22 protein-coding genes are annotated in these 23,709 nt (G+C 71.1%); 15 read left to right on the top strand and 7 right to left on the bottom strand.

Annotated elements, in window-relative coordinates; translation table 11 throughout:
- The first annotated feature begins 379 nt into the window (after positions 1 to 379).
- The 3 genes from IPK24_08335 to IPK24_08325 are packed head-to-tail and all read left to right on the top strand — an operon-like array spanning position 380 to position 3,139.
- A complete protein-coding gene (locus tag IPK24_08335; protein MBK8075560.1) occupies positions 380 to 1,252 on the top strand; it encodes an HAD family hydrolase in 873 nt (290 codons plus the stop codon).
- 34 nt (positions 1,253 to 1,286) lie between these two features.
- Complete coding sequence (locus IPK24_08330) at positions 1,287 to 2,231, top strand: hypothetical protein (GenBank protein ID MBK8075559.1); 945 nt, start codon at positions 1,287 to 1,289, stop codon at positions 2,229 to 2,231.
- Positions 2,201 to 3,139, top strand: a complete 939-nt coding sequence (locus IPK24_08325; GenBank protein MBK8075558.1) for a hypothetical protein — start codon at positions 2,201 to 2,203, stop codon at positions 3,137 to 3,139. The genes IPK24_08330 and IPK24_08325 overlap by 31 nt, the downstream gene beginning before the upstream one ends.
- On the opposite strand, the gene IPK24_08320 is transcribed toward IPK24_08325, so the two are convergent.
- Both IPK24_08320 and IPK24_08315 read right to left on the bottom strand, forming a co-directional pair.
- A complete protein-coding gene (locus IPK24_08320; GenBank protein MBK8075557.1) occupies positions 3,131 to 3,994 on the bottom strand; it encodes a hypothetical protein in 864 nt (287 codons plus the stop codon). The genes IPK24_08325 and IPK24_08320 overlap by 9 nt on opposite strands.
- A 60-nt stretch (positions 3,995 to 4,054) precedes the next feature.
- Complete coding sequence (locus tag IPK24_08315; protein MBK8075556.1) at positions 4,055 to 4,717, bottom strand: hypothetical protein; 663 nt, start codon at positions 4,715 to 4,717, stop codon at positions 4,055 to 4,057.
- 170 nt (positions 4,718 to 4,887) lie between these two features.
- On the opposite strand from IPK24_08315, the gene IPK24_08310 reads away from it, so the two are divergent.
- The gene (locus IPK24_08310) at positions 4,888 to 6,054 is read left to right on the top strand and encodes a histidine kinase (protein MBK8075555.1); all 1,167 of its coding nucleotides are present in this window, start codon (positions 4,888 to 4,890) and stop codon (positions 6,052 to 6,054) included.
- A gap of 168 nt (positions 6,055 to 6,222) precedes the next feature.
- Here the strand turns inward: IPK24_08310 and IPK24_08305 are convergent, their stop codons facing one another.
- The 3 genes from IPK24_08305 to IPK24_08295 form a co-directional block, all read right to left on the bottom strand.
- A complete protein-coding gene (locus IPK24_08305) occupies positions 6,223 to 7,173 on the bottom strand; it encodes an exopolyphosphatase (GenBank protein ID MBK8075554.1) in 951 nt (316 codons plus the stop codon).
- A gap of 101 nt (positions 7,174 to 7,274) precedes the next feature.
- Entirely contained in the window at positions 7,275 to 8,360 is a 1,086-nt protein-coding gene (locus tag IPK24_08300; GenBank protein MBK8075553.1) for a hypothetical protein, read from the bottom strand.
- Positions 8,357 to 8,926, bottom strand: a complete 570-nt coding sequence (locus tag IPK24_08295; protein MBK8075552.1) for a SigE family RNA polymerase sigma factor — start codon at positions 8,924 to 8,926, stop codon at positions 8,357 to 8,359. Before IPK24_08295 ends, IPK24_08300 begins: the two co-directional genes overlap by 4 nt.
- A gap of 307 nt (positions 8,927 to 9,233) precedes the next feature.
- Here IPK24_08295 and IPK24_08290 point away from each other — a divergent pair, with 307 nt between their 5' ends.
- The 11 genes from IPK24_08290 to IPK24_08240 all read left to right on the top strand — a co-directional run bounded on the left by IPK24_08290 (position 9,234) and on the right by IPK24_08240 (position 21,866).
- Positions 9,234 to 10,001, top strand: a complete 768-nt coding sequence (locus tag IPK24_08290; GenBank protein MBK8075551.1) for a response regulator transcription factor — start codon at positions 9,234 to 9,236, stop codon at positions 9,999 to 10,001.
- Positions 10,002 to 10,110: 109 nt separating this feature from the next.
- Positions 10,111 to 10,443 carry a hypothetical protein gene (locus IPK24_08285; protein ID MBK8075550.1) on the top strand — a complete coding sequence of 111 codons (333 nt, stop codon included), beginning with the start codon at positions 10,111 to 10,113 and terminating at the stop codon, positions 10,441 to 10,443.
- A gap of 23 nt (positions 10,444 to 10,466) precedes the next feature.
- The gene (locus IPK24_08280) at positions 10,467 to 12,203 is read left to right on the top strand and encodes a cation acetate symporter (protein MBK8075549.1); all 1,737 of its coding nucleotides are present in this window, start codon (positions 10,467 to 10,469) and stop codon (positions 12,201 to 12,203) included.
- Positions 12,204 to 12,453: 250 nt separating this feature from the next.
- Positions 12,454 to 12,795 (top strand): DUF485 domain-containing protein, encoded by a 342-nt coding sequence (locus IPK24_08275; GenBank protein ID MBK8075548.1) that lies wholly within the window; start codon positions 12,454 to 12,456, stop codon positions 12,793 to 12,795.
- Positions 12,792 to 14,456, top strand: coding sequence for a cation acetate symporter (locus IPK24_08270; protein MBK8075547.1), 1,665 nt, complete (start codon positions 12,792 to 12,794; stop codon positions 14,454 to 14,456). The genes IPK24_08275 and IPK24_08270 overlap by 4 nt, the downstream gene beginning before the upstream one ends.
- Before the next feature lie 429 nt (positions 14,457 to 14,885).
- Entirely contained in the window at positions 14,886 to 16,403 is a 1,518-nt protein-coding gene (locus IPK24_08265; GenBank protein MBK8075546.1) for a nitronate monooxygenase, read from the top strand.
- Between the two features lie 160 nt (positions 16,404 to 16,563).
- Positions 16,564 to 18,525 (top strand): acetate--CoA ligase, encoded by a 1,962-nt coding sequence (acs, locus tag IPK24_08260; GenBank protein ID MBK8075545.1) that lies wholly within the window; start codon positions 16,564 to 16,566, stop codon positions 18,523 to 18,525.
- Between the two features lie 192 nt (positions 18,526 to 18,717).
- Positions 18,718 to 19,248, top strand: coding sequence for a PAS domain-containing protein (locus tag IPK24_08255; GenBank protein MBK8075544.1), 531 nt, complete (start codon positions 18,718 to 18,720; stop codon positions 19,246 to 19,248).
- A gap of 506 nt (positions 19,249 to 19,754) precedes the next feature.
- Complete coding sequence (locus IPK24_08250) at positions 19,755 to 20,252, top strand: hypothetical protein (GenBank protein ID MBK8075543.1); 498 nt, start codon at positions 19,755 to 19,757, stop codon at positions 20,250 to 20,252.
- Positions 20,253 to 20,394: 142 nt separating this feature from the next.
- Complete coding sequence (locus IPK24_08245) at positions 20,395 to 20,802, top strand: phage holin family protein (GenBank protein ID MBK8075542.1); 408 nt, start codon at positions 20,395 to 20,397, stop codon at positions 20,800 to 20,802.
- Entirely contained in the window at positions 20,799 to 21,866 is a 1,068-nt protein-coding gene (locus IPK24_08240) for an alpha/beta hydrolase (protein ID MBK8075541.1), read from the top strand. Before IPK24_08245 ends, IPK24_08240 begins: the two co-directional genes overlap by 4 nt.
- On the opposite strand, the gene IPK24_08235 is transcribed toward IPK24_08240, so the two are convergent.
- Together IPK24_08235 and IPK24_08230 are read right to left on the bottom strand one after the other, a co-directional pair.
- The gene (locus IPK24_08235; protein MBK8075540.1) at positions 21,838 to 23,091 is read right to left on the bottom strand and encodes a hypothetical protein; all 1,254 of its coding nucleotides are present in this window, start codon (positions 23,089 to 23,091) and stop codon (positions 21,838 to 21,840) included. The two genes, IPK24_08240 and IPK24_08235, sit on opposite strands and share 29 nt — an antisense overlap.
- Positions 23,088 to 23,603 carry a hypothetical protein gene (locus IPK24_08230; GenBank protein MBK8075539.1) on the bottom strand — a complete coding sequence of 172 codons (516 nt, stop codon included), beginning with the start codon at positions 23,601 to 23,603 and terminating at the stop codon, positions 23,088 to 23,090. The genes IPK24_08235 and IPK24_08230 overlap by 4 nt, the downstream gene beginning before the upstream one ends.
- Positions 23,604 to 23,709 lie beyond the last annotated feature (106 nt).

The raw sequence follows: 23,709 nt of genomic DNA, 5'->3' as shown, positions 1-23,709 counted from the left end.
CATCCCGACTGTGCACGCAATGTCGGCGTCGTTGCGAGCCCCGGCTTCGGGGCGAACCCCGGCACCCCATGGCATCCACTCGACATTCATGGTGTGGGGACGCCAAACGACGACGGCCCCCGCTGGGGGGAGCGGGGGCCGTCAGCCGGTCCGGCTCGGGGGGGAGGAGTCGGACGTCGGCACGGCTCGAGGCCGTTGACAGCAAGTCTGTACCGCGGATGAACCGGCTGCAAGCGGGCTGGCGCAATTCGTACGCCGAGAGGGTGAGGCAACCCACAGTGAATTGTCCGTCAAAGAGATTCCCGGTAGTGAGAAAGCGACCTAGGTCCCGTACTCGAGGCCTGCCAGCGTTTCCGACCGCCCTGCCTATCCTGAAGGCATGTCCACCTCCGCCCAGGACTCGTTCGGGCAGCCCGGCCCGGCCCGAACCGGCCCGTCGGCTCGGGCATCGCGTCCGGCGGCGTTCTTCGACCTCGACAAGACGATCATTGCCCGGTCGAGCCTGTTCGCCTTTTCCCGGCCGTTCCTGGCGGGCGGTCTGATCACCCGGCGCGCCGTCGTCCGCAACGCCTATGCGCACTTCCTCTTCCAGGTCGGCGGCGCCGACCACGACCAGATCGAACGAACCCGCGAGTACCTCACCGCCCTGGTCGCCGGGTGGGATGTGCAACAGGTGCGCGACATCGTCGCCGAGACCTTGGAGCAGCAGATCGTCCCGGTGGTCTACCGCGAGGCGACGGAACTGATCGAGCACCACCATCGCGCCGGTCGGGACGTGGTGATCGTGTCGGCCTCCGGCAGCGAGGTGGTCGAACCGATCGGGGCACTGCTCGGCGCCGATCACGTGATCGCCACCCGCATCGTGGTCGATCACGGCGTCTACACCGGCGCGCTCGACTTCTACGCCTACGGCGAGAACAAGGCCGTCGCGGTCCGCGAACTCGCTGCCCAGCGGGGCTATGACCTGAGCTCCAGCTTCGCCTACAGCGACTCGGTCACCGATCTGCCGCTGCTGGAGGCGGTCGGCCACCCGCACGCGGTGAACCCCGATCGTCCGCTGCGCAGGGAGGCCGCCCTGCGCGGCTGGCCCGTGCTCGACTTCACCCAACCGATGAGCCTGCGCGACCGGCTGCCGCGCCTGACGCCGCCGCCACGCTCGGTCAAGGTGGCCTCGGGTGCCCTCGCGGGCGGGGTGGTTGCCGCCGCCCTCACCTATCTGGTCACCCGCCGCCGCGTCCAGCGCAGCGGCTGAGACCCCGCGGCCGCGAGTTCACGATGAGCCCACGATGAGCCGCGAGGTGCTGGGCCCGGGCGATGCGAGGGCGGACGGGGACTGGGACGAGACCTGGGACGCCTCGGTCCCGCTACCACCACCCGACGTCCCCACCCGTGCACTCCCGGTGCGTCGGCGCCGGGCTCTGGCCGGCCTGACGTTCGCCGCCGGCATCCTCGTCGGCTGGGCGGCCTTCGGCACGGCATCCTGGACACCCGCCGTCGCCGATCCGCCCGGACTGAGTCTGGCCGCCACCCTCGTCGACCTGCACGCCGCCGGCCCGGACCCCACCGGCGGCCCGCAGGGCGCCGACCCTCCCTTGTCGGTGATCGCCGACCTGGCGGTCGCCAACCTCACCGGCCAGGCGATCACCCTGGACGGCCCGGGCGCGCCCCTGACCGCCGCCCGGGTGCGTGGGCTGACACCGTCGTCCCCACGCATCGCCGCACAGGCCCATCGCCAGGTCACGGCCGCGATCGAGATCAGCTGTGGCTCGCCCCAGGCACTGGATCTGCCCCCGCTCCAGATCACGCGCGCCGACGGACGCCGAGGCAGCGTCCCGGTCGACGGGGCCGCGTCCCAACTGACCGCATGGTGCGCTCGGCAGCGCCCCGAGCAGGCGCTCCTGGTGCGTCAGGTGGTCGCGGACGGCGAGCGGCTGCGCCTCGACCTGACCGTGCCGGGCGGTCGCACCGCCCTGGTGGCCCAGATCGAGGTGGGGGGCGTCGTCCTGACCGGGCGCCCCCTGCCGGCGATGGTGGATGGGCAGGTCCGCAGCATCTGGCTCGACCCACCCGGCCGCTGTCAGGACACCTGGCTCGCGGCCGGGATCCCGACGGCGTTCGATCTCACCGTGGAGGCGCCCGCCGCCCCCGAACGCGGCGCGCGCTCGTGGTCACGGCTACCCGGCGGGGCGAGCTTGGCCCAGTGGCTGCTGGACAGCTCGTGTTCGGGCTGACCCGCGCGCCGAGCGACCGGCCGAGGTCCGGACGCCCGATCGCCGCCCTGCTCGCCTGGGGTCTGGCCGGCCTGCTGACCAGCATCGTGGCCCGATCGGTGGTCGAGGGTCCCCAGGCCCTCGAGGCGGGGCGCGCGGTGGTCGCCACCGTGACGGTGTCCGGCTTCGGCGAGGTCCCGGTGGTGCGGGCCGACCTGCAGCTGGCGGTGATCAACCGAGGCGAGGACGACGTCGCGATCGACGCCGTCACGATCGACGTCCCGGGTCGGGTCGCGCTCGTGATCGACGAGGGGGTGGTGGCCTCACCGGGCCGGACGGTCTGGCTTCGCCTCGCCCTGCCCCTGGCCTGCGGGGACGCACGCGGCGGTGCGACGGACGACTTCACGGTGCAGGTGCGCATCGCTCCGGCCGGCGCCACGGCAGGGTCGTCGGCAGGGTCGTCGGCAGGGTCACCTGTCGCGCCCTCCACCGTGGTCGCCACCCGATCGGGCCGCCCCCCGGACGGCGCGAGCCTGTGCGACCAGGCCGGCGCCACAGTGGGGCCCGCCCGCCCGCACGCCCTCGCCCGCGTGGTGTCGGCCGACCTGACCGGCACGCAGGGCACGGTGCGCGTCGCGGGCCTGCCCGCCGGGACCGTGACCTCGGCCCTGGCCGGCACCGTGTCCGTCCCGCTCGGACACCGTGTGATCGTGGCCGAGGGCGCGACGGTCGACCTGCCGCTGCAGGCACCCGACTGCCCCGTCGCGAAGGATCGTCCGGTGGCCACCGCGTTGGGGCTGGTGCTGGCCACGCCGGACGACTCGGCCCGGCTCGTACAGGTGGACGTGGGGACGAGGCTGGCCGCCTGGCTGCTGCGGCACGCTCGGGCCGGCTGCGGTGTGCCGGGCGGCTCGCAGGCCTCAGGCTGAGCCGGTGAGCGTCGGCAGCCGCCCTGCCTGCACGGCATCGCACACCGCCCGGCCCTCGGACACCCCGTCCCGGACCGCTTCACCGAACAGCTGCAACCAGGCGATCACGCCGTCCCGACCCTGCGTGGCATACGCCGCCAGGGCCAGCGGGTAGGCCGGCCCGCGGGCCAGCAGCGCGCCCTCCCAGACCGACAGCCCTGCGGGATCCAGACCCCGCCCGATCAGCACCGCCCGGGCCAGCGCCCGGGCCACCACCAGGTTGCCGGCGACGAACGGGCGGACGACAGCCACCTCGGCGTGGGCGAGTCCGGCCACCACCAGCGCCGGAACCGGCCCCGCCTCGGACAGCAGCAGTACCAACGAGTTCAACCGCGCGGTCACCGCGGCTCCCATCGGGGCCGCTACCTCGGCCCCCCGCGCGTCCAGCAGATCGTGCCCGTCGCCGGGCGGTTCACCGTCGATGCGCGGCCGCCCCAGCGCAGCGTCGTCCACCAGCCCGGCCGCGGCGGCGAGGTGCAGCGAGGCCAGCGCCTGGAGCGGCGCCCGTTGCCAGGTGGTGCCCAGCCGCTCGACCGCGGCCAGTGCCCGGATGGCGCCACGCACGGTCAGCCCGGCGGCGTCGTCCGGCAGTTCGGCCACCCCGCGGACGGCGTCACGCACCATCGCGACCGGCACACGCGCCCCCGACAACGCCGCGCTGGCGCGCGCTGCGCGCACCGAGGCCTCCGCCGCCGCCTCGGCCGTGCGCCGCCGCAGGGCCTGATGGCTGCGCAGGTCGGTCAGCGCCGCGCGAACGCTCTCGCTCACCTCGGCCAGCCGTGGGTCGGCGGCCAGTGCCGCCACGGGATCGCTCACCACCCCAGGATGGCAGGCGGTGTACTCAGGCAGTGAGTCAGACGGAGAGGCAGAGGTGAGTCAGACGGTGAGGGTGAGGGCCAGGCAGGCCGACCGCAGGCCCGCGGCACCCCGGAACAGATGAGCGTCCAGGCCGGCCCGACGGGCGGCGGCGACGGTGTCGGGGCGTCCGGCCACGAACAGGCGCGGCCCGTGCGCGGTGGGGATGTCGCGCAGCACCCGGGCCAGGAACCGCGGGTCGTTCGGGTCCTCCCCGCCGTGTTGGGTGGGCACCACCCGCAGGCCGGGCGAGGAGGCCTCGGGCCGGGCCTCGGGCGCGTCCACGGCGATCACCTTGTCGAAGGCCGTGAGCTGTTCGGCGTACTGGCCACCCCAGGCGGTCGAGGTGGTGTGGCGATTGTCGAGCCCGACCAGGTACCAGCCCCGCTCACGCAGGTCGAGGAGCACTTCCATCACCGCGACGTCGACCGATCCGTAGAGATCGGCGAAGATCGCCACCAGGTCGGCGTCGCTGCCGTGCCACTGCAGCCGCGCCCGGACGTGGCGGGCGTACTCGGACTCGCCCAGCCGTCCGGTCTCGAAGGCTCGGAAGGCGTCGTCACGCAACTGGCCGGCATCGGTCACGGCCAGAGTGCCGCCGTTGGCCTCGCGTAGTCGCTGATACACCCGATCCAGACGCACCTCACCCACGGTGGCGGCCAAGTCACAGATCAGCACGGGCATGTGACCAGAGGCTAGCCCTCCGACCGTGATCGGCCGGGCGCGACACAGGGGTTCTGTCCGTTCGGTCCGGGGAACGGCTCCCCCGATCAGGTCGACCGGTCCGCCACCGAACGGCCGGACCGTCTAGCGTTCGACCCGTGAACAACGCCGCCTCCACCTCGGTCACCGGGCTGGTGCTGGTCGCTGTGATCGTGGCCGCCGCCAGCGCCCTGGTCGCCCGGTCGGTGCTGCGCCGACGCGATCTGGGCACCACGGCCGATCGGACGACGTTCGCCACGCTGCACACCGCCGCCCTGGCCACACCTCACCTGCGCGAGGGACTGACCCGCACCGGCGCGAGCCGGGCGATCCGCCATCTGCGCACCCTGCTGGGCACCCCGGCCGTGGCCCTGACCGACACCACGTCGCTGCTGGCCTGGGACGGCATCGGCGCCGCCTCGCACGAGGGCATGGCCATGGACCACGTCAGCACGGTGATCAGCACCGGGCGCACCGCCGTCCTGAGCAGTACCACGGTCACCTGCAGCAAACCGGACTGCCCGATCCGCTCGGCCGTGGTGGCGCCGGTGATCAGCGAGGAGCGGGTGATCGGTGCGCTGATCGCCTATGCCCCCGAGGCCACCGCCGGGCTGGTGCGGGCCACCCACGAGGTCGCCCAGTGGGTCTCGGCCCAGGTCGACCTCGCCGAGCTCGACCGCTCGCGGACCCGGGCGATCGAGGCGGAGCTGCGGGCGTTGCGGGCGCAGATCAGCCCCCACTTCGTCTACAACTCCCTGGCCGCGATCGCCTCGTTCGTCCGCACCGACCCGGAGCGCGCGCGCGAGCTGCTGCTCGAGTTCGCCGACTTCACCCGCTACGCCTTCCGCCGCGGCGGCGAGTTCACGACGTTGGCCGACGAGTTGCGCAACGTCGAGCGGTACCTGGTGCTCGAGCAGGCCCGCTTCGGTGACCGGTTGCAGGTGCAGTTGCAGGTGGCCCCCGAGGTGTTGTCGGTCGCCGTACCCTTTCTCGCCGTCCAGCCGTTGGTCGAGAACGCCGTCCAACACGGTCTGGAGGGCAAGACCGGCCCCGGCCGGGTCACCCTGGGGGCCTCCGACGCCGGCGCCGAGGCACTGATCTGGGTCGAGGACGACGGCCCCGGCGCCGACCCCGAGCTGATGCGCGAGGTGCTCTCGGGCGAGAGCGTGGGCGACTCGGTCGGCATGAGCAACGTCGACGCCCGATTGCGCCAAGTGTTCGGTGACGACTTCGGCCTGGTCGTCGAGACAGCCCCGGGCGCCGGCACCAAGGTCAGCTTCCGCGTCCCCAAGTTCGCCCCCGGCGTCCGCCCCAACTGACTCCGCAACACCCCCCAAACCTGCTCATGCTCCGCAGGTGACACGCCATGCTCCGCAGGGACACCGAAAACGTGGTCTCTGCGGAGCATGGGCGCGTCACCCGCGGAGCATGAGCGGGTTGGGTGGGGTGGGTGGGTGGGCCGGTCAGGCCACCTGTCAGACCACCGGTCAGGCGGTGACGGGCTGCTCCCGCGGGGTCTTCATGGCCTCGAGCACCTCGGCCAGCACCCGCTCGCTGTCGGCATGGTCGATCTGACACGTGCCCGCCGCGACGTGACCACCGCCGCCGTAGTGCAGCATCACGTTGCCGATGTCCACCGGGCTGGTGCGGTCGAGGATCGACTTCCCCACGGCCAGAACGGTGTTCTGCTTGTTGCGGCCCCAGATCACGTGCACCGAGACCCGGCAGTCGGGGTTGAGCGCGTAGACCATGAACCGGTTGCCGGCGTGAATGGTCTCCTCACCGCGCAGATCCACCATCGCGACGTCGCCGTGCATCGTGGTGACCCGCTTCAGCTGCGCCTCGAACAGCGGACGCTGCTGCTGGAACAGCGCCACCCGCTCGGCGACGTCCGGGATCTGCAGGATGTCGTCGACGTTCTGGTGCGTTGCGCAGTACTCGATCAGCTCCATCATGAGCTGGTAGTTCGAGACCCGGAAGTCACGGAACCGGCCCAGGCCCGTGCGCGAGTCCATCAGGAAGTTCAACAGGGTCCAGCCCTGCGGGTTCAGGATGTCGTCCTTGCTGTACTGCGCCGAGTCGGCCTGGTCGACCGCACGCATCAGCTCCTCGGTGATGTCCGGGAAGGCCGAGGCCCCGCCGAAGTGCTCGTAGACCACGCGAGCCGCGGACGGCGCGTCCGGCATCAGCACGTGGTTGGCTCGCCGCGGCGAGGGCACCCCGGCCGCATCCCCCAGCCGCTCACTCTCGGAGTGGTGGTGGTCGAGCACCAGATACGCCCCGGGGGCGTAGGGCAGGTTGGTCAGGATGTCTCGATCCGTGACCTCGACGACGCCGTCCTGCACATCCTTGGGATGCACGAACAGGATGTCGCCGATCATGTTCAGCTTGCGCAGCAGGACGGCACACACCAAACCGTCGAAGTCGCTGCGCGTCACCAACCGGTACTCGCTCACGTAGTGCCTCCAGCAGTCGAGGGATCTGACCTTGCATCGGCAGCCCCCCGGCACGACTGGACCCTCCGTTCGTCCGAGATCCTTCAGTTCGAGCGAGAACCTCGGTTCGAGGACGACGAGCCCCCGGACGACGCGACCGTCGGCTGCGTCGAGCGCACCTCCTCGCCCAGCCGCACCCGCCATGCAGGCGAGGCGAACCGTCGGGCGGTCACCGTGATCGTGATCGGCTCCCCGGTGCGGGGCACGGCGACGCCCGCCTCGCGCAGCATCACGGCGTCCAGGCTCACCTGGGCGGCATCGGAGGAGTAGGTCCAGAACGAGGCGCCGCCCACCTCGTGACCGTTCAGGGCCAACACGAACTCGCCCGGCGCCCAGGCCTGGATCCGGGCCGTCAGCGTCGGCGAGTACGCCAGGGTGCGGGTCACCGTGCCGGACGTCATGCCCGCCCCGACCTCGACCGAGCGCAGCAGCTCCGGCAGGGCGATCCCGCCGTCCGGGGGTGTCGTGGGCACCGTCGCCGGCAGGGACGGCAGGGGGTAGTCGGCGACCGGGACGTCCTGGTAGACCCCCAGCAGCAGGGTCGGGGTCACCGGAGGGGTCGGTTGAGGACCGGTCACCGTGATCTGGACCGTCATCGGTGTGCCGAGCTCGACCCCGACATCGCGCCACAGCACCTGATCCCGATGCCACGGACCCCGGAAACCTCCCCCGCACCCACCACCATGGAACAACCGCTGGCCACCGACCGAGACGATGATCAGGCTGTCGAGTTGGTCGACCCGTTTTGCGTCGGGCTCGGAGCACGCGGTCGCCAGGGCCAATCCCCACGCCGTGGGGGTGACCGTCAGCGTCGCGGTCTGTCCGGACACCATCTCCACCCGGGTCTGCCCCAACAGGCGTCCACCCCGCTGGTACTCGGGCAGGCTCCCGGTCTCGCGCGTCGCCGGCTGCTGCTCGGCCCGCTCCACCGGCCAGGCCCACACCCCCCCGATCCCGGCCGCGACCGCCAGACCGGCGGCCGCGAGTCCCACCGACACCTGGCGCCGCCGGCGCCGGACGACGGCCCGCTGCACCCCTGCCAGCCGGCCGACCCGGGCTGCGGGATCGTTGATCGCGCCCTCGCGCAGGGCGGTGCGCAGCGTGTCCAGGTCGTGCAGCTCGGTGCTCATCGCGAGCCTCCCTCGAGATCAACGGCAGCCGGCGCCCAGGCGAGCGCAGGGTCGACCCGCAGCTTCGTGAGCGCCTTGGCGGTCTGGCTCTTGACGGTGCCGACCGACACCCCGAGCACCCGGGCGGTCTCGGCCTCGGTCTGGTCCTCGAAGAACCGCAACACGATGACGGCCCGCTGCCGGCGGGGCAGCGAACGCAACGCGGCCAGCAGCGTCAGTCGCACCGCCGCGTCGTCCTGAGGGTCGGCCCCGATGCCGCCGGCAGCCCGAGGCTCCGGCAACTCCCCCGTCGGCAATTCGCCGCGCCAGCGTCGCTGCCACCAGGAGCAGAAGGTGTTCATCATGATCGAGCGCACGTAGGCGTCCGGTGAGGTCGAGATCCGCTGCCACGACCCCCAAGCCTTGGCCAGGCTGGTCTGCACCAGATCCTCGGCGAGCGTGTGATCGTGGGTCAGCAGGTACGCGGTGCGGTGCAGGGCGTCGCCCCGCGCCTCGACGTAGCGCTCGAACGGGGTCGGCGGCGCACCGGGACGCCACACGGTGAGCCCGTCGTCCGTGGCAGTCATGTGAGCCCTCCACCCGTGCCGGTTCCGGCCGCCCTCGATGATCGCGAGCGTCCCACTCGGTACGACCGGATGGGGTTCCCCGATGGTTGCCACTCACCGAGATCACCGTCCCGCAGAGCCCTTCCCCCGCTTGGGGACGCTTGGTGGCCACGGCCGACCGTCCGGCTCGCGGCGCGCCCGCGCCCACCACGCACGGTGGTCGAAATGCCTCGACATCGGGCGTCCGGGGGCGAGATGTACACCACCGTGTGAGGCAAGCCTCACCACATGCTCGCGTCGACGGGCGACGGCGTCGTAGTCTCCCCCCATGCCTCCGACGTCGGCGACCGCGCCCACCCTGCGCGCCCTGGTGGTGGACGACGAGCAGCCGGCACTCGAGGAACTCGCCTATTTGTTGCGCAAGGACCCACGCATCGGGGCGCTGCGCACGGCGTCCAGCGGCGCCGAGGCGCTGCGGGCGTTGGACGCCGAAGCGGTGGACGTCGTGTTCTGCGACGTGCGGATGCCCGGTCTGGACGGCCTCGACCTGGCCCGGGTGCTCGCCCGGTTCAGTCAGCGCCCTCAGATCGTGTTCGTCACGGCGTATGACCGCCATGCCATCGATGCCTTCGACCTGCGGGCCACCGACTATGTGATGAAGCCGGTACGGCCCGAACGGCTGGCCGAGGCCGTGCGGCGCGTGGTCGAGTCGGTCAGCACCACCGCCGAGGCGACCACCCGCCCCGAGGACGAGACCATCGCCGTCGAACTCGGCGGGGTCACCCGGTTCGTGCAGCGCTCACAGGTCCGTTTCGTCGAGGCCCACGGCGACTACGCCCGGTTGCACACCACCACGAGCAGCCATCTGGTGCGCATCCCGCTGACCACTCTCGAGGAGCGCTGGGCAGACGCCGGATTCGTCCGCATCCACCGCAGCACCCTGGTCGCGCTGCCGCACGTCGACGAGATCCGGGTGGACGGCGGGCGCTGCGCCGTCCGGTTGGGCGATCGCGTGCTGCAGGTGAGCCGGCGACACACCAAGGAGCTGCGGGACCGTCTGGTGCGTGCCGCCAGCCTGTCCAAGGATCCCCGGTGAGCAGGGCGGCGCGGTGAGCCGCGGCGGCACCCCCCGCTACGGCGTCCCGCGCCCGGTGCGCCTGACCGGATCCGCACGGCCCCAACGGGTTCGGGTCACCAGTCCTCGCATGGGAACCACCACCCGGCCGCCGGCCCGATCGGCCGCCAACGAGATCGACGAGCAGACCTATCTCGGTGAGGTCTACATGCGCTCGTTGGTGCGCTCGCAGTTGCGCCTGGCCTTCACGGTCATCGCCGTGATGCTGCTGGTGCTGATTGCGCTGCCACTGTTGTTCGCCTGGCAGCCGGGCCTGTCGGCGGTGCGATTCGCGAGGGTCCCGCTGCCGTGGCTGATCGTCGGCGTGGTGGCCTACCCGGCGCTGACCCTGGGTGCCCTGTGGCTGGTGCGGGCGGCCGACCGCGCCGAGCGGGACTTCGGCGAGATCGTGGACCAGCAGTGACCTCGTTCCCGGCCTGGCCGGCCGTGGCCGCCCTGATCCTGGTCGGGGTGGCGACCCTGGGGGTCGGCACGCTGGGGTTGCGGCTGTCGCGCACGACGTCCGACTTCTATGTCGCCAGCCGCGCGGTCAGCCCGTTGTGGAACGCGTCCGCGATCGGCGGGGAGTACCTGTCGGCGGCCAGCTTCCTCGGCATCGCCGGCCTGACCCTGGCCTACGGCGGCGACATCCTCTGGTACCCGCTCGGCTACACCGCCGGGTACCTGGTGCTGCTGGCCCTGGTCGCCGCCCCGTTGCGCCGCTCGGGCGCCTACACGCTGCCGGACTTCGCCGAGATCCGCCTGGGGTCGCTGAGCGTGCGTCGAATGTCCTCGACCCTGGTCGTCGGCATCGGATGGCTCTACCTGCTGGCGCAGTTCCACGCCTCGGGTCTGGCGTTGCGCACCGTCACCGGCGCCCCGAGCTGGCTCGGTGGCACGCTGGTCTCGGTCATCGTGCTCATCAACGTGGTGGCGGGCGGCATGCGCTCGATCACCTTCGTGCAGGCGTTCCAGTTCTGGTTGAAGCTCACCGCGATCTCGATCCCGCTGATCATCCTGATCTTCGTGTGGCGAGCCGACGGCGCCCCCGATCCCGCCGGCCCCGCCGTACCCCGGGTGAGCACCCAGACCAGCGTCACCGTCCCCGAGAGCCTGCGGGTGCGGGTCACCTACCCGATCACCGTGCAGGTGGACGGCGTGGTGAACGGCACCGCCGTCGACGGACCGATGCGGTGGGAGGCCGGCGAGGTCGACCTCGCCCGCGGCACCCAGGTCACCCTGCCGGCCGGGGCACCGGTACCGCACGCCCACGGGATCGACGTCAGCGACGGCCAGGACTGGGTCACGCCGTCCTCGGGCGCCGGTGGACGCGAGTACCCGCTGTACCGGGTGTACTCGCTGCTGCTGGCCCTGCTGTTCGGCACCATGGGCCTGCCGCACGTGCTGGTGCGCTTCTACACCAACCCCACCGGCCGCGCCGCCCGGCGCACCACGCTGGCCGTGATCCCGCTGCTCGGGTTGTTCTACCTGTTCCCGCCGTTCTACGGGGCGCTCGGGCGGCTCTACACCCCTGAACTGCTACTGACCGGGCGCACGGACGCGGTCGTGCTCCTGCTGCCCAGCCGCATGGTGGGTCACCCCTGGGCCGAGATCCTCACCGCCCTGGTCACCGCAGGAGCCTTCGCCGCCTTCCTGTCGACCTCGAGCGGGCTGACCGTCTCGGTCGCCGGCGTGCTCAGTCAGGATCTGCTGCGCGGACGGCTGCGTACCAGCGTGCAGGGCTTCCGGATCGGCTCGTTGATCGCCGTGGTGGTGCCGGCGGCCCTCTCGGCGATCACGATCAAGGTGAGTATCGCCGACACCGTGGGGTTGGCCTTCGCCGTCGCGGCCTCGACCTTCTGCCCGCTGTTGGTGCTCGGCATCTGGTGGCGTGGTCTGACCCGCATGGGCGCCCAGGTCGGTCTGGTGGTCGGTGGCACCCTCGCCGTGGCCGCCACTCTGATCACCATCGCGGGCGGGACGTCGTCCCGATTGGCGAACGCACTGCTGGCCCAACCGGCCGCCTGGTCGGTGCCGATCGCCTTCGCGCTCATGGTGGGCGTCTCACTGGCCACACGGCGTACCGCTCCACCGGACGCAGCGCGTGTCCTGGTGCGGCTGCACGCCCCCGAGGGCCTCGGGCTGCACGCCGGGCCCGGCGGGGACGCCGTAACCGGTCGCTGAAGAGACCTGGACCACTTGGCGCAGAACCTCGCCCATTGAACGCATCGTGACGTCCCGCACATCGAACCTGCAGCACCGCTGGACGCCGCGGACCCCCCGGGGCTTCCCAGGACCAAAGTTCCTCCAACACAGTGAGGCCAGTCACACTGCTCCACCCACGTGCGCCATCCGGCGCGTCCATTCTGCAGGGTTACTCGCCAGCATCCCGGAGCCTCCGGACCTGCGCGGGTGCCCGCGAGAGGGAGGTCTCGTGTCTACGACGCATCCTCGCCGACCTTCGGGCGGCACGAGTTACGAGGAGGTGCAGGCCACCCCCGAGTTCGCGCAGTTGCGGTCCACCTTCCGCAAGTTCGTGTTCCCGGTGACGGCTCTGTTCCTCATCTGGTACTTCGCCTACGTCCTCCTGGCCGCCTTCGCCCCCGGCTTCATGTCGACCAAGGTCGCAGGCAACATCAACATCGGCTTGGTTCTCGGCCTGCTGCAGTTCGTCACCACGTTCGCGATCACCACCTGGTACACCCGGTGGGCCGACAAGGTGTTCGACCCGGCAGCAACCGTCCTGCGTGAGCGCATCGAGGGAGGCACCCGATGACCGCCGGTTCGTTCCTCGCCGCATCCAGCGTCGGCAACCCGAAGGTCAACATCTCGATCTTTATCCTGTTCGTGCTGTTCACCCTGGCCATCGTCATCCGCGTCTCGAAGCAGAACAAGAGCGCGGCGGACTACTACGCCGGCGGCCGCGCCTTCTCCGGGCGCCAGAACGGCATAGCCATCGCCGGTGACTACTTGTCGGCAGCCTCGTTCCTGGGGATCGCCGGCGCCATCGCCACCACCGGCTACGACGGCTTCATGTACTCCATCGGCTTCCTCGTGGCCTGGCTCGTCGCCCTGCTGTTGGTCGCCGAGCTGTTGCGCAACACCGGCAAGTTCACGATGGCCGACGTGCTGTCCTTCCGACTGCGTCAGGGCCCGGTGCGCACCGCGGCCGCAGTGTCGACCCTGGCCATCTCGTTGTTCTACCTGCTGGCCCAGATGGCCGGCGCCGGCGGTCTGGTCAACCTGCTGCTCGGTGTCTCCGGCGCTGCCGCGCAGAACATCACCATCGCCATCGTCGGCGTCCTCATGATCACCTACGTCCTGGTCGGTGGCATGAAGGGCACCACCTGGGTGCAGATCATCAAGGCCGGACTGCTGATCGCCGGTGCGGCCATCATGTCGGTCTGGGTGCTGGGCAAGTTCGGGTTCAACCTGTCCTCGCTGCTCGGCGAGGGTGCGGCCCGCGCCTCGGAGGAGGCCGCCAAGGCGACCCCGGCGCACAAGTTCCTCGAGCCCGGCCTGAAGTACGGTAAGACCACACTCTCCAAGATCGACTTCATTTCGTTGTCGATCGCCCTGGTGCTCGGCACCGCGGGTCTGCCGCACGTGCTGATGCGGTTCTACACCGTGCCTACCGCCAAGGAGGCCCGCCGCAGCGTGGTCTGGGCGATCTGGCTGATCGGCCTGTTCTACCTGTTCACCCTGACCCTGGGCTACGGCGCCATGGAGCTGGTCGGCACCAAGGCCATCAACGCCGCCCCCGGCAAGGCCAACGCGGCAGCCCCGCTGCTCGCCTTCGAACTCGGCGGCGAGATCTTCCTCGGCGTCATCTCCGGTGTCGCCTTCGCGACGATCCTGGCGGTGGTGGCGGGTCTGACGATCGCCGCCTCGGCGTCCTTCGCTCACGACATCTACTCCACCGTGATCAAGAAGGGGCAGATCAACCCGGACGACGAAGTCCGGGTGGCCCGCATCACCGCCGTCGTCATCGGTGTCATCGCCATCTTCGGTGGCATGCTCGCCAAGGACCAGAACATCGCCTTCCTCGTGGCCCTGGCCTTCGCGGTGGCGGCGTCGGCGAACCTGCCGACGATCCTGTACTCGCTGTTCTGGAAGAAGTTCACCACCCGCGGCGCGGTGTGGAGCATCTATGGCGGTCTCATCTCGTCGCTGACCCTGATCATCTTCTCGCCCGTCGTGTCCGGCAAGGCCCCCGTGGCCCCGGCCAAGGTGAGCGCGTCGATGATCACCGACCCGAGCATCGACTTCAGCTGGTTCCCGCTGGAGAACCCGGGTCTGGTCTCGGTCCCGCTGGCCTTCTTCCTGGGCTGGCTGGGATCGGTCACCAGCAAGGAGCAGCCGGACCTGGCGAAGAACGCCGAGATGGAGGTTCGTTCGCTCACCGGTGCCGGCGCCGAGAAGGCCGTCTCGCACTGACGTCACACATCCCGACCCCGGTGGCCGGTGTGCGTGCCTCCCGACGCGCGCCGGCCACCGGCCCGTTTGCCCCCACATCACGCTCGTCCCCGGTGAGCGCGATGTCACGTTGCACTCGTCCAGCGAGCGTGACGTGACATTGCGCTCGTCCGGGATGAGCGCGATGTCACGTTGCGCTCGTCCGGGATGAGCGCGGTGCCAGCCCGGCGCCCGCCCGAACCAGGTGAAGTCGGCAGTGGCGGCGAATCAGGTTACGGTTGCGTAGCCTGTCTCGGGGACGCAGGCACCCGCCGTCCCCGACAATGCGGTGGAGCCCACCGTTCGCGGCGGGCCCCGCTGCACCGCCGTCCACCCCCTTCGAGTGCCCAGAAGGTGTCATCCATGACCGCACAGGCCCCCGCACGCCCGCCCGTCGTCATCCAGGGCGGCATGGGGGTCGGGGTGTCGTCCTGGCAGCTGGCCAACGCCGTCGCCCGGTCCGGCCAGCTGGGCGTCGTCTCGGGCACCGCGCTGGACGCCTCCGTCGCCCGCCGGTTGCAGGACGGCGACCCCACCGGCCACCTGCGCCGCGCCGTGGCGCACTTCCCGCTGCGAGCGCTGGCGCAGCGGGTACTGACCAAGTACTTCCGCCCGAACGGGCTGGACGGCGCGCCCTACCTGCCGGTGCCCCGGCTGGCGATCCACACCGGCCCGAACGGCACCGCCCGCACCCACAGCGAGCGCGACAGCGACGACCTGTCGGTGCTGGGCAACTTCGTGGAGGTCTGGCTGGCCAAGTACGGCCACCACCCGGTGCCGGACGACCCGGCGAGCGATCTGCTCGGCCCGGACGCCGAGATGTCCGGCCTGGTCGGGGTCAACTACCTCGAGAAGCTGCAGATGGCGACCCCGGGTGCCGCCTACGGCGCGGTGCTGGCCGGCGTGGACTACGTGCTCATGGGCGCGGGCATCCCCCGCGAGCTCCCCCAGTTGCTCACCGACCTGGCCGCCGGACGCCCCGGCACCATCAGCGTCGACGTCTCGGGCGGATCGGCGATGCCGCAGACCCTCGACCCGGCCGCGTTGCTGGGCGAGGGCGAGGCGCTGCCGACGACGCGCCGTCCGCAGTTCCTGGCGATCGTCTCCTCCCACGTGCTGGCCCAGTTCCTGTCCCGCGACCCGGCCACCAAGCCCGACGGTTTCGTGGTCGAGGGCCCGACCGCCGGCGGTCACAGCGCCCCGCCCCGGGGTCAGATGGAGCTGGACGAGCACGGCCAGCCGATCTACGGTCCGCGCGACGAGGCCAACCTCGGCATGCTCGCCAAGATCGGACTGCCGTTCTGGCTCGCGGGTGGGTACGGCGAGCCCGACAAGGTGGCCGAGGCGCTGTCACTCGGTGCGGCCGGCGTCCAGGTCGGCACCCTGTTCGCGCTCTGCCACGAGTCGGGGCTGGCCGACGACCTGCGCGAGAAGCTGCTCGGTGAGTTGCGCGAGGGCACGTTGGTGGTGCGCAACAGCGCAGGTGCCTCGCCCACCGGGTTCCCGTTCAAGGTGGCCCAGCTGCCCGGCACCCTGGCCGACGCCGAGGTGTACGCCGCCCGCCCACGACTGTGTGACCTGGGCTACCTGCGCACGCCGTACGTGCGCGGCGAGAACATCGGCTACCGCTGCCCCGCCGAGCCGCTGGACGTCTTCGCCCGCAAGGGGGGCGACGCCGCCGGCGCCGAGGGGTCGAACTGCCTGTGCAACGCCCTGATGGCCGACGTCGGACTGGGCCAGAACCGCAAGGATGGGTACAGCGAGGTTCCGCTGGTCACCCTGGGCTCCGACCTCACCGGTGCCCGCAAGCTGGACGGCGAGAACGCGCAGCGAGGCGGCGACCCGCAGAGCTGGTCCGCCGCAGAGGCGGTGGCGTGGTTGACGAGTGGACTACCCGCACCGACGCCCGACGCTCGACCGGACGCCTGAGCCGTCCGTCGCAGGGACAGCCGCGCTGACCGGCATCCTTGGGCGACAGGGCCTGTTCCCCAGCTCACACCGTGACTAGCCTCACGTGCTAGTTCACTGTCATCCAGGTGCCTTTCGCACCGAGAGCTGCCGCCACGTGCCGATCCATGGAGGCCACCGCATGTCCAGCGACGCCATCGAGAACCTCAGCCACGAGGACCGACGCTTCCCACCCGACCCCGAGTTCTCCGCCAACGCCATCGGCCAGGCCGACCTCTACGACAAGGCCGCCGCCGACCGTCTGGCGTTCTGGGACGAGCAGGCGCGCAACCTGACCTGGAACAGCGACTGGTCCCAGGTGTTGGACTGGAGCAACGCCCCCTTCGCGAAGTGGTTCGTCGGCGGCACGCTCAACGTGGCCTACAACTGCGTCGACCGCCACGTCGAGGCCGGCAACGGCGACCGCGTGGCCATCCACTTCGAGGGTGAGCCCGGCGACACCCGCACCATCACCTACGCCCAGCTCAAGGACGAGGTCAGCCAGGCCGCCAACGCGCTGGCCGCGCTGGGTGTCGGCACGGGCGACCGGGTCGCCATCTACCTGCCGATGATCCCCGAGGCCGCGATCGCGATGCTGGCGTGCGCCCGCCTGGGTGCCCCGCACTCGGTGGTCTTCGGTGGCTTCTCGGCCGAGGCGCTGCGCAGCCGCATCCAGGACGCCGAGGCCAAGGTCGTCATCACCTCCGACGGTGGCTACCGCCGCGGCGCGCCGTCCGCGCTCAAGCCCGCCGTCGACGAGGCCATCACCGAGTGCCCGACCATCACCAACGTGCTCGTCGTCCAGCGCACCAAGCAGGACGTCGCCTGGACCGAGGGCCGCGACATCTGGTGGCACGACGCCCTGGCGGCCGCCTCCACCGAGCACACCCCCGAGCCGATGGACGCCGAGCACCCGCTGTTCATCCTGTACACCTCGGGCACCACCGGTAAGCCCAAGGGCATCCTGCACACCACCGGTGGCTACCTCACCCAGGCCGCCTACACCCACAGGAACGTCTTCGACCTGCACCCCGAGACCGACGTCTACTGGTGCACCGCGGACGTCGGCTGGGTCACCGGGCACACCTACATCACCTACGGTCCGCTGGCCAACGGCGCCACCCAGGTGATGTACGAGGGCACCCCGGACAGCCCGCACCAGGGCCGCTGGTGGGAGATCGTGCAGAAGTACGGCGTCACGATCCTCTACACCGCTCCCACCGCGATCCGCACGTTCATGAAGTGGGGCGAGCAGATCCCGAACAAGTTCGACCTGTCGACCATCCGCGTGATGGGCAGCGTCGGTGAGTCGATCAACCCCGAGGCCTGGATCTGGTACCGCCGGGTCATCGGTGGCGACAAGGCCCCGATCGTGGACACCTGGTGGCAGACCGAGACCGGCGGCATCATGATCAGCCCGCTGCCGGGCGTCACCACCGCCAAGCCCGGTTCGGCGCAGAAGCCGCTGCCCGGTATCGCGGCCGACGTGGTGGACGACGAGGCGCACTCGGTGCCCAACGGCGGCGGCGGCTACCTGGTGCTGACCGAGCCGTGGCCGGCCATGCTGCGCGGCATCTGGGGCGACCCCGAGCGCTACAAGGAGACCTACTGGTCGCGGTGGCCCAAGCTGTACTTCGCCGGTGACGGGGCGAAGAAGGACGAGGACGGCGACATCTGGCTGCTCGGCCGGGTGGACGACGTCATGAACGTCTCCGGCCACCGGCTGTCGACCACCGAGATCGAGTCGGCGCTGGTCTCGCACCCGAAGGTGGCCGAGTCGGCCGTCGTCGGCGCCACCGACGAGACCACCGGGCAGGCCGTCGTGGCCTTCGTCATCGTGCGCTCGGGGGCCATGGAGGGCACCGACGAGAAGACGGTGATCGCCGACCTGCGCAACCACGTCGCCAAGGAGATCGGCCCGATCGCCAAGCCGCGCCAGATCATGATCGTCTCGGAGCTGCCCAAGACCCGCTCCGGCAAGATCATGCGCCGGTTGCTGCGTGACATCGCCGAGGGCCGTGAGGTCGGCGACGCCACGACGCTGGCCGACGCCGGCGTGATGTCGCTGATCGCCAAGGGCATGGCCAAGCCGTCCGAGGACTGATCCTCACCGGCTCGACCCGAACACCAGATCGGCCCCCCGGCACCACACGGGGGGCCGATCTGCGTCCCGGCCAGAGGTCTCCGGACGATGGTGAGACTCAAGGTGATGCGCTGGTGAGCCGACGCCCAACCACGACGGTCATCGATCCGTGGCGCGGGTCGCGCCAAGGGCAGCTGGGAAGGGGTCCATCCGGTGCGTCAGGCCACCATCGAGCCCACGGGTGTCGAGCGACACCTACCGGCGGACGATTTCATCGTCACCAAGACGGACACCCGAGGTGTGATCACGTACGCCAACGATGTCTTCATCACCATCAGTGGCTACCGCCAGGACGAGTTGCTGGGCAAGCCGCACAACCTGGTGCGCCACCCGGACATGCCCATGACGGTGTTCAAGCTGCTCTGGGACACCATCGACGCCAAGCGCGAGATCTTCGCCTATGTGATCAACATGGCCAACAACGGCGACCACTACTGGGTGTTCGCCCACGTCACCCCGACCTTCAACCGCTCGGGCCAGGTGATCGGCTACCACTCCAACCGGCGGGCACCCCACCCGGCCTCCATCGCCGCCGTCGTGCCGCTCTACCAGAAGATGCGTCAGGCGGAACGCTCGCACGCCACCCCACGTGAGGGCATGGCGGCCTCGACCGAGGTCCTGATGGACTTCCTGCGGGACAAGGGCATGACCTACGACGAGCTGATCTGGGCGGTGACCCCGTGAACCCGATGGCCAAGACCCCGTCCACGTCCTCCACGTCCTCCATGTCCTCCATGTCCTCCATGGCCCGTCGACGCGCCAAGCAGGCCAAGGTCGTGCCGGTGATGGACAAGGACGTCCGGACCGCGCTGCGGAGCCTGACCAAGATCTGCACGGCGGCGTCCTACGGCGACCTGGAGCCCCGCTACATCGTCCAGACCGAGGACCCCGACATCCACGCCGCCTCCTCGGCCGTCAACCGGCTGCTCGACATCATCGACGCCTACGTCCGCGAGGGCGCCGCCGCGGTGTCCAGCGTCAGCCAGGGGGTGACCTACCGCCGCATGCTGCAGACCGGCCTGCAAGGCGCCTTCGGCGACAGTGCCCGCATCATCGACGAGGGTCGTCGGGCCATGCAGACGTCGCAGCAGCAGCTCGCCGAGTCGAGCGCCGAGCGCCAGGAGCTCGGGGCCGAGCTGGACAGCGCCGTGTTGAAGGTCTGTGACCAGCTCGCCGAGTCGGCCGGCACCATGGGTGGCGTCGCCGCCGGGGTGGTCGACTTCGCCCGTGAGGCGGTGGACGACGCCTCGCGCGTCACCGACACCGTCGAGGGGCTGCGCACCAGCTCACAGGAGATCCGCCGGGCCGTCGACCTGATCACCCAGGTCGCCGTCCAGACCCGCATGCTGGCCCTGAACGCCACCATCGAGGCGGCTCGGGCGGGCCGGTCCGGTCGGGGCTTCGCGGTCGTGGCCTCCGAGGTGAAGGCGCTCGCCGACGAGGCGACGTCGTCCAGCGAGGCGATCATCACGCGGGTCGAGGCCGTCCAGGAGGCCGCAGCGGAGGCCATCCGCGCCCTGGAGGCGGTCACCCAACGCATTCGTGACATGGACCAGCAGGTGGGCGGGATCGCCACCTCGATCCGTGGCTCCAGCGACGGCGCCGCCGAGGACGACGGACTCGTCGGGCTGGCCGAACACCTGCGTTCGGAGGTCGGCCGGTTCATCCACCAGATCAGCGGTCACTGACGCCGTTCGACATCGTTCGATGCCGTTCGACGGGGCTCGACGCTGGACAACGAGACGGTTTCGCCGGGCACTGCCGAGAGGTCACCACGTCGATCAGGCCGTAGGCTCGACGCGCAGGGGAGTCCGACGCGGAGGAGTTGAGATGGCCGAGCCGACGACAGCCACGAGCCAGGAACGCACGCTCGGCCAGCTCGTGGCCCAGGCGACCGACGACATGTCCGCCATCCTGCGGGCAGAGATGGCGCTGGCGAAGGCCGAGATCGCGGCCGACGTACGCAATGGGGCGGTGGCAGGGGGTCTGTTCGGCGCCGCCGGATACCTGGGGCTGCTCGCGAGCATCCTGCTGAGCATCGCCGCCGGGTACGGCCTGGTCGCCGTGGGGCTGGCGCCGTGGCTGGCCTTCCTGGTGGTGGCGCTGGTGTGTCTGCTGCTGGCCGCCGTCCTCGTTCTCGTCGGCAAGTCCCGGGTCTCTCGGGTCGGGCCGCCCGAGCGCGCGATGCGCTCGGCGCGCCAGACCATCGCCGCGGTCACACCGACCCGCAGCCGGTGACCGTCGACGCGGCCGAGATCCTCGTCGAGGGGCCGTGGCGACATCGGCTGGTCAGCGCGAACGGGGCGCGCTTCCATTGCGTCGAAGGGCTGGCCGGCCACGGCTCGGCCGAGCCCGCCGGCAACGGCAACGGCATCGGCATCGACGCCGGCATCGGCATCGGCATAAACGGGGATTCGCCGGGTCACACGTCCCGTGCGGCCGCCGGACCACTCGTGCTGCTGCTGCACGGTTTTCCGCAGTTCTGGTGGGCCTGGCGACATCAGATCCCCGACCTGGCCCGGGCCGGGTATCGCGTGGTGGCGATGGACCTGCGCGGATACGGCGCCAGCGACAAGCCCCCTCGCGGGTACGACACCGAGACCCTGGCGGCGGACGTGGCCGGGGTGATCCGCGCGCTGGGCGAGCCGGACGCCGTGATCGTGGGTCACGACTGGGGGGCCTGGATCGCCTGGGCCTGCGCCAACCTGCAGCCCCGCACCACCCGCGCGATCGGCGTGCTGTCCATGGGCCACCCGCTCACCATGCGCAGCGCCATGGTGCGCGGCGGCAGTTGGCGTACCTTCGCTCAGGTGCTGGCGTTCCAAACCCCCTGGCTGGCCGAGCGTCGCCTCACCCGGGGTGACGGGGTGGCCGAGCTGATGCGACGGTGGTGGGGCGACGGGGCACCCGATCCGGCGGCCACGGTGCGCTACCAGCGCGCGATGCGGCTGCCGTTCGTGGCCACCACGTCCCTGGAGTACTTCCGTCGAGCTGCCCGCAGCATCGGACGGCGCGAGTCACGCGAGCTCGTCGAGGCCCTCGACCGGCCGATCGCCTGCCCGGTGCTGCAGCTGCACGGAGCGCGCGATGTCTGGGTGCCGCCGCGCGCTGCCGCCGAGTCGAGACGCTGGGTCGAGGGCCCGTTGAACGCCCAGATCCTTTCCGGCGCAGGGCATTTCCTACCCGAGGAAGCACCTGATGCGGTGACCTCGCGCGTGCTCGACTGGTTGTCGGACGTCGCGCCGCGGCCGACCGCCACGACGGCGCGCCTGCTCACTCCCAGGCCAGTACCCCGCAATTGAGATTGTCGTCGCTCATGTCGACCTGGGCGGGCAGCGTCCGGCGAATCAGGTCCGGGAACGGCGCCGCCGACCGGTTGTAGTCGATCACCGCGGCGAGGCAGTGGTACTGGACAGCGACGAGCTGGAAGGCGTCACCGGTGCGCACGTAGGCGGTCCCCGCATACCGCTTGTCGGCCCGGGCAGCCAGCCTGCGGCGCTCGGCATTCGTGGTGGCCACGGCGGACCAGCGGGCCGGGACGCCCAGGCTGGTGAAGCTCGCCGACAGCTCCGTCGAACGCGCCTGATAGCTGCTCCGACGTCGATCGAACTCGGCGACGTGGTCGGCGTGGGCAGCCGTCAGGGACTCGATCTCGCGATCGCGCGCCTGCCGTTGCTGCCCCGACCACACCGCGACCGCAGCGATCAGCAGGACCAGAACCAGGGCGGCCGCGCTCAGCGGCGTCACCAATCGGCTCACCAGGTCCGGCTGGTCGTCCTCGACCTCCGGCACCTCGAAGGGCACCGGCGAGCGCACGGTCCCGATCCCGGTGACAGGGGTGTCCGGAACCGTCGCGGGTGCCGACGGCGATGTCCCTGCGGCGTCGGGCGGCGCGCTGTCACGGGCGGCCTCGACCTGCGGCCGCAGGCCGCTGACCGGGGTGTCCTCGTCCTCGGCCGAGGGGTCCGGCGCCACGTCGTCCAGCCCGTCGGGGGCCGCCGCAGCCTCGGAACCACCCTTCTCCGGCTCGAAGTCCGGCTCGAGGTCCGCCTCGAGGTCCGGCTCGAGATCGGCCTCGTCGTCCACAGCCTCGTCGACAACGGGCTCGTCGACAACGGCCTCGCCGTCCACGGCCTGCTCGTCCAGGCTGACCTCGTCGTCGGCCGGCCCCGCGGCATCCGCCGGCTGCGCGGCCTCGCTCACCTGCGCGGGCTCGGCCGTCTCTGCCGCCTCGACCGTCTCGGGTTCGTCGACCGTCTCGGCTTCTTCGACCGTCTCGGCTTCTTCGACCATCTCGGGTTCGTCGACCGTCTCGGGTTCGTCGACCATCTCGGGGTCGGGTGCTTCGTCGTCCTGCGGTGCCGGCCCCGGCGTGGCGGCCTCGCCCTCGTCGGCCGTGATCTCGATCGAGAGCCGGTCCGGTCCGCTGCCCACGGAATGGACGACGGCCAGCGGCGTCTCGTCCACCGTCGTCGCCCCCGGCGCCGGTTCGGGTAGCGGCGGCGGGATCAGACGCTCGGCGCTCACAGCGATCCCGCCTTGGCACGCCGGTCGATGGTGGCCCTGCCACAGTCCGTGGCGTCGGCCGTCAGATCGATCGCGGACGGCAACCCGGCCAATTGTGCGGCGGCGAACCGGGCCGCCAGCCGGTCATAGGAGTCCACGCGGAACATGCACCGCCCCAACGCCTTCCACACCTGCGAGAGCTCGGTGTCACCCCGCAGCCAGGTGGAGATCTCGGTGTCGACCGCGCGGTCGGCCTCGCGAACCGCGGCGAGGTCGCTGGTCAACTGGGCGCGGGCGCCGGCGTCGAGGTCAGGCGTGGTACCCAGATCCGGCGGCGGGGTCTCCGCGGCGTCCCGGCGCTGCTGCTCGCGCAGCGAGGTGAGCTGGACGGCTTGCCGGTTCAGATCGGAGCGAGCCGTCAAGCTGATGGTCAGGGCGCCACCGATCAGCAGGCCGATGAGCACCGCGAGCGCCCCGACGAGCACGATCCGCCCCCGCCGACTCGTTCGGGCCGTCGATCCTGCGTCTCCCATCCGCTCCCCCGTGATCCAGCCGGCCCCTCGGGTGGAGGAGCGGGACCTATGTTGCGATCACGATACCGAGGCTCACACCGGACGTCTCATCCGATCCCGGCCAGGT

Source organism: Kineosporiaceae bacterium, from assembly GCA_016713225.1.
Classification (GTDB): domain Bacteria; phylum Actinomycetota; class Actinomycetes; order Actinomycetales; family Kineosporiaceae; genus JADJPO01.
The sequence above is the reverse complement of the archived record's forward strand: the minus strand, read 5'-3'. Positions and strand labels throughout refer to the sequence as shown.